This window comes from Vibrio sp. 05-20-BW147 (assembly GCF_013369385.1).
Classification (GTDB): Bacteria; Pseudomonadota; Gammaproteobacteria; order Enterobacterales; family Vibrionaceae; genus Vibrio; species Vibrio floridensis.
The window spans coordinates 1-399 of the sequence record NZ_SZTO01000106.1 but is presented as its reverse complement, the minus strand read 5'-3'; the positions used below and the strand labels follow the sequence as shown (position 1 = coordinate 399).

The 399-nt window shown below is 44.6% G+C and carries 1 protein-coding gene; it reads left to right on the top strand.

All coding sequences use genetic code 11. From position 1 onward, the window contains the following. The first annotated feature begins 109 nt into the window (after window positions 1-109). Window positions 110-397 (top strand): hypothetical protein, encoded by a 288-nt coding sequence (locus tag FC652_RS20280; RefSeq protein WP_176299922.1) that lies wholly within the window; start codon window positions 110-112, stop codon window positions 395-397. Window positions 398-399 lie beyond the last annotated feature (2 nt).

The following is a 399-nucleotide window of genomic DNA, read 5'->3' as shown; positions in this document are numbered from 1 at the left end:
TTGCGTTAGGTTTAGTGATTACGGCGCTGTGCGGTAGCTTTTGTATTGCGTGCCTGCACCCCTTAACGCGGCGTTATGTGTTCATAGCGAATGTCTCATGGAGGAGATAATGAAAGACCCTGATATTGAATTCTCCAGTTGGAAACTAGAGCGGAAAAAGGGAATTCTTAGATTTGTTGCCCGCACTTCGTTTCCCGCTATTTTAGGCGTGATGGTCGGGCGAAGTATTGATCCAATATTTATGTCAGGAATAGCTTGGAGTTGGGCGCAAACTACAGAAATATTATTTAGTGGTTTCTGGGGTGCGGTTGGTGCCATTCCACTCAGTTTAGTGGTTTGGCAGTGGCGTGAGAAAAAGTATAAACGTCATATGGCTCAGTTTGAACAACACACATAACA